This is a genomic window from Rathayibacter sp. AY1H3 (assembly GCF_002932015.1).
Map to the genome: position 1 here is coordinate 1 of NZ_PSUU01000001.1, position 12,042 is coordinate 12,042.

Below are 12,042 nucleotides of genomic sequence, written 5' to 3' on the forward strand. Positions count from 1 at the left end.
GCCGCCGACTCCGCGGGCCGCGCCGAGGTCGCGGGCGAACGCGCCCATGTAGCCGCCGCAGGAGCTGGCGACGCGCATGTCCAGCTCGACGAACCCCTCCACCGGGTGGCTCGCCAGGACGGCGAACTCCGAGACGGTCACGGGGCGGGAGGCGAGCACGACCTCCTCGCCGTCGCGGGCGCGGGCGTAGGCGCGGCGGCCGTCCACCTTGATCGCGCTGACCGTGCTCGGGACCTGCTCGATCGCTCCGGTGAGGGCCGCGATCGCGTCGGACACCGACTCCGGGGCGAGGGCCGCGACGAGTGCGGGCTCCGCCGAGGCGAGCACCTCGCCCTCCTGGTCGTCGGTGGTGGTGGAGGAGCCCAGCCGGATCGTCGCCTCGTACTGCTTGTCGAGGCCGACGAGGTAGGTGAGCAGGCGCGTCGAGGGGCCGAGACCGAGGATCATCAGCCCGGTCGCCATCGGATCGAGCGTCCCCGCATGGCCGACCTTGCGGGTCCCCGCGCGGCGGCGGGTCCGCGAGACGAGGTCGTGGCTGGTGATGCCGCCGGGCTTGTCCAGCAGGAGGATCCCGTTCGGAGCCGGGGCGGGGGTCTCGAGCACGGGTGCGAGGATACACGGACGGATCGGGAGTACCCCCGGGGTGGAGCCGGAGCCCTCGCCCGCCCGTCCTAGGCTGTCCGGATGAGGATCGCAGTACTCGGAGCAGGCGCCGTCGGCGGCACCATCGCCGCCCTTCTCGACCGCGCCGGGCACGACGTCGAGGTCACCGCCCGAGGCGACCACCTCACCGCGATCCGCCGGTCGGGGATCCGGCTCGACGGGGCGTGGGGCGAGCACACCGCCTGGGTCCGCTGCGGCGAGTCCCTCGACCTGGTGCCCGATCTCGCCTTCGTCTGCACGAAAGCGCAGGACGCCGAGGACGCGCTGCGCACCAACCGCCGCACGGTCGACGGCACCCTCGTCGTCGTCGTCCAGAACGGACTGGACGGGCTCACCGCGGCGGCCCGGCAGGTGCGCGACGCCCGGCTCGTGGGTGCTCTCGCCCTCTTCGCCGCGAGCCACCTCGAACCCGGCCGCGTCACCGTCACGGCTCCTGCCACGACCACGCTCGGCGTCCCCGGCCGCCCGGCCGACGACGACGTGCGACGGGCCGCCGCCGTGCTCGGCGAAGCGGTCCCCACCGCCGTCACCGACGACTTCACCGGAGCGCAGTGGACGAAGCTGCTGATCAACGAGGTCAACGCCCTGCCCGCGATCACCGGGCTCTCGGTCCAGGAGACGATCGACGATCCGGGGCTGCGGCGCGTCCTCGCCCGGTCGATGCGCGAGGCCGCCCGGACGGGCTTCGCGTCTGGCGTCCGCTTCGGCTCGCTGCAGGGACTCTCGAACACGTCCGTCCGCGCCCTGGCCGCCGCTCCCCTGCCCCTGGTCGAGCTGCTCCCCCGCCGGATGGCCGCGCGGATGGGCGAGGTGCCGAACCCCGGGTCGACGCTTCAGAGCATCCGCCGCGGAGTGCCGAGCGAGATCGACCACCTGGCCGGGGCCGTGGTCCGCACCGCTCACCGCGGCGGGCGCGAGGCACAGGTCAACCAGCTGCTGGTCGACCTGGTGCACGAGGTCGAGGGGGCGGGCGCCTTCGTGCCGCCGGCGGAGGTCGTGCGCCGCGCCGCCCTGGTCTGAGCCCGCGGCCCTGTCGGACGGACGCCGCCCGCGGCGGCGGCCTCCGTCCCGAGGCTCAGCAGGAGTCGGCGAAGAGGCGCCGGGGCTGCTCCGGATCGCGGACGTCGACGAGGATCCCCGCCAGCCGGCGCAGGTCCGTCGTGGCGCGGTACGCCGCGTCCACCGGCGGCTCCTGCGTGTCGAGGCGGATGCTGGTGCTCCACGCTCCGCGCAGCTCCGGCCGGAGGGCGAACTCGCCTTCGACGAGCAGCACCGCGTCGCGGCCGGCGGTCCGCCAGCGCGCCTGCCGCGCCTCGTCGCGCACCGCGTCGAAGCCCGCCAGCACGAACCCGGTGCTGCCGCCGAGGGTGAACGGATCGAGCAGCACGCGGCGCAGGAGCTCGTAGTCGTACCCGGCCGCGTAGGAGCGCTGCTCGTCGGGCACGGCGGGGTCGTCCCGATCGGCGCGGGGACGTCGGAAGTCGGCGAGGTGCGCGACGATCGCGTCCTTGCCGGCCCGGCGGAGCGCCTCCGCGAGGTCGACCGCGAACGCCGCGCTCACCGCGGGGTCGTCGCCGTCGATCCCGACCTTGACCCGTCCGCGCCCGTAGTTGTGCAGCACCTCCGCCGCGAGAGCGTCGAGCACATCGGCCTTCTGCGGAGCCCACCTGGTCATCCGCCCACGATACGCGCCGCCGCCTAGTGTGGGCTGATGCCCTCCGACCCTCTCGTCGACGCGATCACCGCCTGGTTCCGCACGAGCGCCCGCGACCTGCCGTGGCGCCGCGAGGGCTTCCCCGCCTGGGGCACGCTCGTCAGCGAGTTCATGCTGCAGCAGACCCCGGTGGTCCGCGTCGTCCCGCGTCTGGCGGAGTGGCTGGAGCGCTGGCCGACACCCTCCGCGCTCGCCGCCGTCCCGCCCGGCGAGGCGGTGCGCGCCTGGCAGTCCCTGGGCTACCCGCGGCGGGCCCTGCGCCTGCATGCCTGCGCCGTGGCGATCGCCGAGGAGCACGGCGACGTGGTCCCCGACGACGTCGAGACCCTCCTCGCGCTGCCCGGCATCGGCGACTACACCGCCCGCGCCATCGCCGTGTTCGCCTACGGGAGGCGGCACCCCGTGGTCGACACCAACGTCCGCCGGGTCCTCGCGCGCGCGGTCGACGGAGCGGCGGAGCCCGGCCCGCCCCGCGCGAGGGCCGACCTCGCCGCGATGTCGGCGCTGCTGCCCGAGTCGCTCTCCGAGGCGGCGGCCTTCAACGCGGGCGCGATGGAGCTGGGGGCGGTCGTCTGCACCGCCCGCGCTCCGCGCTGCGACGAGTGCCCGATCCGCGACCTCTGCCGCTGGCGGGCGGAGGGGTACCCCGAGCACACCGGTCCCGTGAAGGCGAAGCAGAAGCGGTTCGAGGGCTCGGACCGCCAGGTCCGCGGCCTCATCCTCGCCGAGCTGCGCGCCGCGCACGGCCCGGTCACCGCGGCCGAGGTGGAGTCTCTCTGGCCGGACGCCGACCAGCGCGGTCGCGCCCTGGCCGGGCTCCTCGCCGACGGCCTGGCGACGGGCGGCCCGGAGGACGGCTACCTCCTCCCCGGCTCCTGAGGGCCCGTCGACCGCCGTCCGCGTCGGAGGAGGCGGGTAGGGTCGGCGCCGTGACCGGTCGCCGCCTCCGCCTCCCCCGCCCCGACGCCGCCGTCGAGCGCGCCCTCGACGTCGACCTCGCCCAGGACGTCCAGCGCGCCCTCGCCGCGGTCCGCGTCGAGCACAACCTGCCCGGCCCCTTCCCGCCAGCCGCGCTGGCCGAGGCCCAGCACGCGGACGCCGGAGCGGACGACGAGGACCGCGTCGACCGGACGGACCTCCCCTTCGTGACGATCGACCCGCCCGGCTCGCTCGACCTGGACCAGGCCCTCCACCTGGAGCGCACGTCGGAGGGCGTCGTCCTCCGCTACGCCATCGCGGACGTGCCCGCGGTCGTCCGCACCGGCGGAGCGCTCGACGCCGAGACGCGCCGCCGCGGCCAGACCTACTACCTCCCGGACGGCCGCGTCCCGCTGCACCCCGCGGTCCTCTCCGAGGGGGCCGCGTCGCTCCTGCCGGACGAGACGCGCCGAGCGCTGGTCTGGACGCTGACCCTCGACGAGCGGGCGGAGCCGAGCTCGGTGCACCTCGAGCGGGCGCTCGTGCGCAGCGTGGCCCGGCTCGACTACGAGGGCGTGCAGCGCAGCGTCGACGCGGGCGATCCGCACCCCTCCCTCGCCCTGCTCCCCTGGTTCGGACGCGAGCGCCTGGCGCGCGAGGCCGAGCGCGGAGGAGCGAGCCTGACGCTGCCCGAGGAGGAGATCGTCGCCGTCGACGGCGGCTACCGGGTCGAGCGCCGCGCTCCCCTGGCCGTCGAGGGCTGGAACGCCCAGGTCTCGCTGCTGACCGGTATGGCGGCGGCGACGATGATGCTCGACGCGGGGGTGGGCATCCTCCGGACCATGCCCGAGGCCGACCCCGCCACCGTCGCGGCCTTCCGCTCCCGAGCCGCGGCGCTCGGCGTCCCGTGGCCCGAGGAGGAGGCCTACGGCGCCTACCTGCGCCGCCTCGACACCGACGACCCCGCCCAGCTCGCCATCATGTACGCCGCGGCGACCCTGTTCCGCGGCGCCGACTACACCGCCTTCGACGGCGCCCCGCCGGAGCATCCCGCGCAGGCGGCTCTCGCCGCGCCGTACGCGCACGTCACCGCGCCCCTGCGGCGCCTGGTCGACCGGTTCGGCCTCGCCGTCTGCCTCGCGGTGTCCCGGGGCGGAACGATCCCGTCGCAGCTGCGCGAGGCGCTGCCCCTGCTCCCGCCGCTCCTCGCCGCGAGCGACCGCCGGGCCGGAGCCGCCTCCCGTGCGGCGACCGCGATCGTCGAGGCCGCCGTCCTCCGCGGCCGCGAAGGAGCCTCCTTCAGCGGGATCGTCGTCTCCTCGGCGCGCACCCGCTCCTCGGTCCAGCTGCTCGACCCGGAGATCACCGTCGACCTCCCGGCCCCGCTCGAGCCGGGAGCCCGTGTCGTCGTCGTCCTGGAATCGGTCGACGTCGCCACGGGCTCCGCGGTGTTCGGGCTCGGCGCCTAGTCCTCGTCGTCCTCGCGGGGCTTCACATAGGGGTCGGCCTCGCCGGCGTAGTCCGCCTGAGCGGCGAGCGACTGCACCTGCGAGTCCTGGCTGCGCGCGGCGGCGAGCAGATCCTCGATGTGCTTCGCGTTCTCGGGCACCGCGTCGAGGATGAACTCGAGCGAAGGCGTGAGCCGGGACGTGATGTTCCTGCCCACCTCGGTGCGGAGCATGCCGGTGGCGGCCTTGAGAGCCGCGGCCGAATCGGCGCGCTCCTCATCGGTGCCGTAGACCGTGTAGAACACCGAGGCGTGCTGCAGGTCGCCGGTCACCTGGACATCGGTGATGGTGACGAAGCCGAGGCGCGGGTCGCGGAGACCGCGCTCGAGCCGCTTCGCGACGATCACCTGGATACGTTCGGCGAGCTTCCTCGCCCGGGCCGGATCTGCCATGGCTGGTCCTCACATCTCTCTCGGCGAACCGTTCAGCTCGCCATTCAACCACTCTCCGCCCGGACGACCGGTCGCGTCCGAGGGGGCCTTGCTTCTGGGGCGTGATGCCCCTCGACCGCGCGTCTGCGACGGCGCGGGTGGGGCGCGTCTGCGACGGCGCGGGTGGGGTGCCTCCTCGCGGCTCCCTGATCCTCGGGGATCGGGGGGGCGGGAAGGCTCAGGTGCTGGATCGGGAGCCGGACGTCGCCCGCAGGCTCGCTGCTCGCTCAGCGGGCGCAGTCACCGCTGCAAGAACGTCTGATCGGGGCCGGCCTCCCACGCCCGGAGGTGCGGAAGCGCACGCTGGAGGGTGCGCACCTCCGGGACACGGGCGGCCCCCGATTCCTCCCGCAGGGCGCGAGAGGACGAGAGTCCCCTCCCGATCCCGCACGAACAGCGCCGTGAGACGCCGGAAGGCCCGGGCGGACCCGGGCCTTCCAGTGGAGCGGATCAGCCTCGCGGCTTCTCCTTCATCTCGATCGTCTCGATCTCGTCGCCGATCTGGATGTCGTTGTACTTTCCGAGTCCGATACCGGCCTCGTAGTCCGTACGGACCTCCGTGACGTCGTCCTTGAAGCGACGCAGCGACTCGATGGCCAGGTTGTCCCCGACCACGACGCCGTCACGGATGACGCGCGCCTTCGAGTTGCGGGTGATCGTGCCGGAGCGGACGATGACACCCGCGATGTTGCCGAACTTGGAGGAGCGGAACACCTCGCGGATCTCGGCGACACCGGACTGGACCTCCTCGAACTCGGGCTTGAGCATGCCCGTGAGCGAGTTCTCGACCTCTTCGATCGCGTTGTAGATGACCGAGTAGAAGCGGATGTCCACTCCTTCTCGAGCAGCGCGCTCGCGGGCCTTCGGGTCGGGGCGGACGTTGAAGCCCACGATGATCGCGTTGTCGATCGTCGCGAGGTTGACGTCCGACTCCGTGATCGCACCGACACCGCGGTGGATGATGCGCAGCTGCACCGAGTCGTCGACCTCGATCTTGACGAGCGACTCCTCCAGCGCCTCGACGGCACCGGACACGTCGCCCTTGATGATGAGGTTGAGCGACTCGACCTTGCCCTCCTCGAGAGCACGGGTGAAGTCCTCGAGCGAGATGCGCTTGCGGGCCTTGGCCAGCAGGGCGTTGCGCTGAGCGGCTTCGCGCTTCTCGGCGATCTGACGGGCCGTGCGGTCCTCCTCGGTGACGAGGAAGTTGTCGCCGGCGCGGGGCACGGACGAGAGTCCCTGCACCTGCACCGGACGCGACGGCACGGCTTCGAGGACGGCGTTGCCGTTCTCGTCCGCCATCGCACGGACGCGGCCGTAGGCCGTTCCGGCGACGATCGCGTCTCCGACGCGCAGCGTTCCCGACTGGATGAGCACGGTCGCGACCGCACCGCGTCCCTTGTCGAGCTTCGCCTCGATCGCGACTCCGCGCGCCTCCTTGTTGGGGTTGGCGCGCAGGTCGAGACCGGCGTCCGCGGTGAGCAGCACGGCGTCCAGGAGGTCCTGGATGCCGGTGCCCGCGCGAGCCGACACGTCGACGAACATGACGTCTCCGCCGTACTCCTCGGCGACGAGCCCGAACTCGGTGAGCTGCTGGCGCACCTTGGCCGGGTTGGCGTCGGGCTTGTCCACCTTGTTCACCGCGACCACGATCGGCACGTTGGCCGCCTGGGCGTGGTTCAGCGCCTCGATGGTCTGCGGCATGATGCCGTCGTCCGCCGCGACCACGAGGATCGCGATGTCCGTGACCTGGGCACCGCGGGCTCGCATGGCGGTGAACGCCTCGTGACCCGGGGTGTCGATGAAGGTGATCGGGCGCTCGATGCCCTCGTGCTCCGCGACGACCTGGTACGCACCGATGTGCTGCGTGATGCCGCCCGCCTCGCCGGCGACGACGTTGGCGTTGCGGATCGCGTCGAGCAGGCGCGTCTTTCCGTGGTCGACGTGACCCATGACGGTGACGACGGGGGGACGGATCTCGAGGTCCTCGTCCGTCTCGTCGTCGAGCTCCTGCTCGAGGTCGAGACCGAAGCCCTCGAGGAGCTCCTTGTCCTCGTCCTCGGGCGAGACGACCTGGATCTTGAAGCCGAGCTCGGAGCCGAGCACCTCGAAGGTGGCCTCGTCGAGCGACTCGGTGGCCGTCGCCATCTCGCCGAGGGCGAAGAGGACGGTGACCAGGTTGCCGGGGGGCACCGGCACGCCGGTCATGGCCTCGATCTTGTCGGCGAAGTCCGAGATCGACGCGCCGCGGCGCAGACGGATGACCGTCCTGCCGTCGCCGCGGGGGACGCTGACGCCGCCGAGCGACGGGGCCTCCCTGAGCTCGAACTCCTGACGCTTCGTGCGCTTGGACTTCCGGGCCTTGCTCTTGCCGCCACCGCGACCGAAGGCTCCTGCGGTTCCACCGCCGGGGCCGCGACCGCGACCGCCGCCGCCACCGGGACGCGGGGCGAAGCCGCCACCGGCACCGGGAGCGCCGCCGGGGCGCTGGAAGCCGCCGCCGGCCGGACGACCGGCACCGCCGGGACGTCCTGCTCCGCCGCCGGGTCCGCCGGGACGCTGGCCGAAGCCGGCGGGGCGCTGGCCCATGCCGGGTCCGCCGGGTCGGGGCGCGCCGGGGCGCGGAGCAGCGGGGCGGGGGATGTTGCCCGGGGTCGGACGCGATCCCATGCCCTGCGAGCTGGCGAAGGGGTTGTTGCCGGGGCGCGGGGCGGCGGGACGCTGTCCCATGCCCTGGTTGCTGGCGAACGGGTTGTTGCCCGGGCGCGGGGTGCCGCCGGGGCGGTTGGAGCCGCCCGAGGCGCCGCCGGGGCGCGGGGTGTTCGCGGCGGGAGCCGGACGCGGGGTCACGGGCTTGGGTCCGCCGGGGGTCGCGCCGGACGCCGGCTTCTCGGCGGCGGCCGGAGCCGCGGGGGCCTCGGTCGGAGCCGGAGCGGCGGCCTCGGCGGGCGCGTCCTTGGCTGCCTGGGCGCGCTGAGCGGCCGCGGCCTCCTGGGCTGCCTGAGCCTGGGCCTGGCGCTCGGCGACAGACATCGGCGGTGCCGGCGCCGGAGCGGGCGGCTTGGCCGGGCCGGGCGTGGGCGCGGACGGACGGGCGCCGGAGGGGCGCGGGGCCCCGGGACGGGCGCCGGCGGCGGGGGCGGTCGGGGTCGCCGACGCTCCCGCGGAGGAACCGCCCTGGCCCTGGAGGGCCTGGCGGAGCTTGCGCGCCACCGGGGGTTCGATGCTCGAGGACGGGCCCTTGACGAACTCGCCGAGCTCCTTCAACTTCGCAAGTGCGACCTTGCTATCGACACCCAGTTCGGATGCGATCTCGTGTACGCGTGGTTTTGCCACTTCTCTCCTGTCTTGGGCCTGCACCCAAGACGGGGGCAGGCGTCACGAACGGACGGGTCTCATTTCGAGCCGCTCATCAGTCTTCGCTCATGATCAGTTCACGGGCCGTTCTGCCTGTTCTCTATGGTGTGATCGTGCGCTGCTCCGGCCCCTCCGGTCGAGGGGCCGAGCCGGTCGGATCGTGCGATGTACTGCTCCAGCTCGCTCGCGTCCACGCTCTCGCGTGTCCGGAACGCTCTTCCGAACGCGCGGCGCTTGACCGCGAGCTCGTAGCAGTCGGCTGTGTCGTGGAGCCACGCTCCCCGACCAGGACGGACGGCACGCGGGTCTACCGCGAGGACGTTCGAGTGGAGGACCAGCCTCAGAAGAGAGGCCCGGGGGGCGCGCAGACGGCAGCCGACGCACGTTCTGACGGCTTCCACTCTACTCCCTCCCCTCTGGGACCGCTCCCCCGCACGGCCGATGCTCGGGGATCACTCCCCGTCCATCACCGAATCGGGCTGGATGTCGATCTTCGCGCCGGTCAGCTTGGCGGCGAGGCGGGCGTTCTGGCCCTCCTTGCCGATGGCGAGCGAGAGCTGGTAGTCGGGGACGAGCGCGCGGACGGCCTTGAGGCTCTGGTCGATCACGAACGCGCTGGTCACCTTGGCGGGCGAGAGCGCGCTGGCGACGAAGGTCGGCAGGTCGGAGGAGTAGTCGACGATGTCGATCTTCTCGTTGTTGAGCTCGGCGGTCACCGCGCGCACGCGCTGGCCGAGCTCGCCGATGCAGGCGCCCTTGGCGTTCACGCCGGGCTCGGTCGCGCGCACCGCGATCTTGGTGCGGTGGCCGGCCTCGCGGGCGAGGGAGACGATCTCCACCACGCCGGACGCGATCTCGGGGACCTCGAGGGCGAACAGCTTGCGCACCAGCGACGGGTGGGTGCGGGACACCTGGACCGACGGGCCCTTGGGTCCGCGGCCGACGCTCGTGACGTAGACGCGGATGCGGCGTCCGTGGCTGTAGTCCTCGCCGGGCACCTGCTCCTCGGGCGAGAGGATCGCCTCGATGGAGCCGAGGTCGACGTGGATCATCCGCGGATTGGGGCCCTGCTGGATGACGCCGGCGACGATGTCGCCCTCGCGGCCCTTGAACTCGCCGAGCACGTGCTCGTCGGCGATGTCGCGCAGGCGCTGGTTGATGACCTGCTTCGCGGCGAAGGCGGCGATGCGGCCGAAGTCGCGCGGGGAGTCCTCGGCCTCGCCCACGACGGCGCCCTCCTCGTCGAGCTCGGGCACGAAGACCGAGACGTGACCGGTCTTGCGGTCGAGGTGCACGCGCGCGTCGACGGCGGTGGCCTTGTCGGCGTCGTCGGCCTGGCCGATGTGCTTGAGGTAGGCGGTCAGGATCGCCTGCTCGATGATCTGCACGAGTTCCTCGAAGGGGATCTCGCGCTCGCGCTCCATGAGTCGCAGAACGCTCAGGTCGATGTCCACGGGCGGGCCTTTCTCTCTATTCACTTGGATGCCGCGGTGGTGACCGCGGTCGTTCGCCTGCCGGGCTCTCACCCGGATCAGCCCTCAAGGGTACCCGACGCGGCCCAGGGTTCCACCCGCGGTTCCTGCCGAGGCACGGAGGGCCCCGCCTGCCGCGGGAAGCGGTGGCGGGGCCCTCGGCGTGTCGGGTCTAGGCGCCCAGCCGGGCGAGCGCCTCGGCGACCGGGAGCTGCTCGCGCTCGCCGGACCGGCGGTCCCACAGCTCGACGATCCCGTCTGCCGCTCCTCGCCCCGCGATGACGATCACGGGCACCCCGATCAGCTCGGCGTCGCCGAACTTGACGCCGGGCGAGACCTTCGGGCGGTCGTCGATCAGCACGTCGCGGCCGGCGGCCTCGAGGGAGGCACCGACCGACTCGGCGAGCTCGAGAGCCGCCGCGTCCTTGCCGGTCGCGATGACGTGCACGTCGAACGGCGCGACGTTCGCGGGCCACAGCAGTCCGCGGTCGTCGTGGGTGGCCTCGGCGATGATGGCGAGGATGCGGGTCACGCCGATGCCGTAGGAGCCCATCGTGACGGTGACCAGCTTCCCGTTCTCGTCGAGCACCTTCAGCCCGAGGACGTCGGCGTACTTGCGGCCGAGCTGGAAGACGTGGCCGATCTCCATGCCGCGGGCGGTCTCGATCGGGCCCGAGCCGTCGGGCGCCTCGTCGCCGGTGCGGACGTCCGCGACCTCGACGGTGGCGTCGCCGTGGAAGTCGCGGCCGGCGACCAGGTCGAGGACGTGCTGCCCGGAGACGTTGGCCCCGGTGATCCAGGCGGTGCCGTCGACCACGCGCGGGTCGAGCAGGTAGCGGACGCCGGTCGCCGACTCCTCGCCCAGGACGGCTCCCTCGGCCGACCAGGGTCCGATGTAGCCCTTGACCAGTCCGGGGTGCTTCGCGAAGTCCTCCGCCGTGGCGGCCTCGACCTCGGCCGGGGCGAACGCCACTTCGGCGCGCTTGAGGTCGACGTCGCGGTCGCCGGGCAGGCCGACGATCACGAGCTCGCGGGTGCCGTCGAGCGCGGTGAGCGCGAGGACGACGTTCTTCAGGGTGTCGGCGGCGGTCCAGGCGCGGCCGTCGGGGCGGGGCTGCGTCGCGTTCGCCAGGTCGACCAGGGTCTGGATGGTCGGGGTGTCGGGCGAGTCGAAGACGCGCGCCTCGGGCAGGCCCTCGACGGGCAGCGCCGCGGGGACGGGCGTGCGGTACGCCTCGACGTTCGCCGCGTACCCTCCCGCCGACCGGACGAAGGTGTCCTCGCCGACGGGGGTAGGGTGCAGGAACTCCTCGCTCCGGGAGCCGCCCATCGCTCCGGCCTCGGCCTGCACGATCACCTCCTCCAGGCCCCGACGGGCGAAGATCCGCTCGTAGGCGTCGCGCTGGCGCTGGTAGCTCGCGTCGAGGCCGGCGTCGGTGTAGTCGAAGGAGTACGCGTCCTTCATCGTGAACTCGCGGCCGCGCAGGAGGCCCGCGCGGGGCCGCGCCTCGTCCCGGTACTTGTCCTGGATCTGGTAGATCGACAGGGGCAGGTCCTTGTAGGAGGAGTAGAGGTCCTTCACGAGCAGCGTGAAGAACTCCTCGTGCGTGGGAGCCAGCATGTAGTCGGCGTCCTTGCGGTCCTTCAGGCGGAACACGCCGTCGCCGTACTCGGTCCAGCGGCCCGAGAGCTCGTAGGGCTCGCGGGGCAGGAGCGCGGGGAAGTGCACCTCCTGGGCGCCGGCGGCCTCCATCTCCTCGTGGATGATCCGCTCGATGCGGCGCTTGACGCGCAGTCCCAGCGGCAGCCAGGCGAAGACGCCGGGCGCCTGACGGCGGATGTAGCCCGCGCGGACGAGGAGGCGGTGGCCCGCGACCTCGGCGTCGGCGGGATCCTCCCGGAGCGTGCGGACGAACAGATGCGAGAGACGGGTGACCACGAGGGACGATCCTATCCGCTGCGCTCCCCCGGCTCGCGAG

The 12,042-nt window shown here is 73.2% G+C and carries 10 protein-coding genes; 3 read left to right on the top strand and 7 right to left on the bottom strand.

Annotated features, from left to right (window positions below; translation table 11 throughout):
• A partial coding sequence (gene truB / locus C5C33_RS00005; RefSeq protein WP_104260086.1) for a tRNA pseudouridine(55) synthase TruB occupies positions 1–603 on the bottom strand: 603 nt, incomplete at its 3' end.
• 81 nt (positions 604–684) lie between these two features.
• Between truB and C5C33_RS00010 the strand changes: the two genes are divergently transcribed.
• Positions 685–1,683 (top strand): ketopantoate reductase family protein, encoded by a 999-nt coding sequence (locus tag C5C33_RS00010; protein WP_104260087.1) that lies wholly within the window; start codon positions 685–687, stop codon positions 1,681–1,683.
• 55 nt (positions 1,684–1,738) lie between these two features.
• On the opposite strand, the gene C5C33_RS00015 is transcribed toward C5C33_RS00010, so the two are convergent.
• The gene (locus C5C33_RS00015; protein WP_146085721.1) at positions 1,739–2,338 is read right to left on the bottom strand and encodes a hypothetical protein; all 600 of its coding nucleotides are present in this window, start codon (positions 2,336–2,338) and stop codon (positions 1,739–1,741) included.
• A gap of 36 nt (positions 2,339–2,374) precedes the next feature.
• On the opposite strand from C5C33_RS00015, the gene C5C33_RS00020 reads away from it, so the two are divergent.
• Together C5C33_RS00020 and C5C33_RS00025 are read left to right on the top strand one after the other, a co-directional pair.
• The gene (locus C5C33_RS00020) at positions 2,375–3,256 is read left to right on the top strand and encodes an A/G-specific adenine glycosylase (RefSeq protein ID WP_104260089.1); all 882 of its coding nucleotides are present in this window, start codon (positions 2,375–2,377) and stop codon (positions 3,254–3,256) included.
• Positions 3,257–3,306: 50 nt separating this feature from the next.
• Positions 3,307–4,764 (top strand): ribonuclease catalytic domain-containing protein, encoded by a 1,458-nt coding sequence (locus C5C33_RS00025; RefSeq protein WP_104260090.1) that lies wholly within the window; start codon positions 3,307–3,309, stop codon positions 4,762–4,764.
• Here C5C33_RS00025 and rbfA read toward each other — a convergent pair.
• The 5 genes from rbfA to C5C33_RS00050 all read right to left on the bottom strand — a co-directional run bounded on the left by rbfA (position 4,761) and on the right by C5C33_RS00050 (position 12,002).
• Positions 4,761–5,195, bottom strand: a complete 435-nt coding sequence (gene rbfA, locus C5C33_RS00030) for a 30S ribosome-binding factor RbfA (RefSeq protein ID WP_104223052.1) — start codon at positions 5,193–5,195, stop codon at positions 4,761–4,763. The two genes, C5C33_RS00025 and rbfA, sit on opposite strands and share 4 nt — an antisense overlap.
• 489 nt (positions 5,196–5,684) lie before the next feature.
• On the bottom strand, positions 5,685–8,570 hold the full coding sequence (infB, locus tag C5C33_RS00035) for a translation initiation factor IF-2 (RefSeq protein ID WP_104260091.1): 2,886 nt from the start codon (positions 8,568–8,570) through the stop codon (positions 5,685–5,687).
• Positions 8,571–8,668: 98 nt separating this feature from the next.
• Entirely contained in the window at positions 8,669–8,992 is a 324-nt protein-coding gene (locus C5C33_RS00040) for a YlxR family protein (RefSeq protein ID WP_104225593.1), read from the bottom strand.
• 51 nt (positions 8,993–9,043) lie between these two features.
• Positions 9,044–10,045: a transcription termination factor NusA gene (gene nusA / locus C5C33_RS00045; protein WP_104225180.1), complete on the bottom strand. Its 1,002-nt coding sequence runs from the start codon at positions 10,043–10,045 to the stop codon at positions 9,044–9,046.
• A gap of 190 nt (positions 10,046–10,235) precedes the next feature.
• Positions 10,236–12,002: a proline--tRNA ligase gene (locus tag C5C33_RS00050; RefSeq protein ID WP_104260092.1), complete on the bottom strand. Its 1,767-nt coding sequence runs from the start codon at positions 12,000–12,002 to the stop codon at positions 10,236–10,238.
• Between the last annotated feature and the right edge of the window lie 40 nt (positions 12,003–12,042).